This window comes from Burkholderia sp. BCC1638, from assembly GCF_902833195.1.
GTDB classification, from domain to species: domain Bacteria; phylum Pseudomonadota; class Gammaproteobacteria; order Burkholderiales; family Burkholderiaceae; genus Burkholderia; species Burkholderia diffusa.
In genome coordinates, this window is sequence record NZ_CADFEC010000168.1 from 1 (window position 1) to 243 (window position 243).

Here is a 243-nt window from a genome sequence, read left to right on the forward strand (position 1 = left end):
GTGCGCCGGGTTTGCGCTCGACCAGCGTGACGTAGTGGCGCCAATCGTAGAAGGTCATGTGCCGCTCGAAGCTGCGTTCGTGGCGTGCGATCTCCTGGGCGTTGGCGACGACGCTGAGATATGCCGGATAGCAGCGCACGCTCACCAACTGGTTCGTGTACTCGGTGGGCACGCTGTAGCGGTTGCGTTGGAAGTGAATCAGGCTGGTCGACGAGACTCGCAGGGTCTGCTCGATGTAGCCGT

At 62.1% G+C, this 243-nt stretch carries 1 pseudogene; it reads right to left on the reverse strand.

The window, feature by feature from the left end:
- Positions 1 to 243: pseudogene (locus tag HWX22_RS31740) on the reverse strand (IS21 family transposase); the annotation flags it as partial.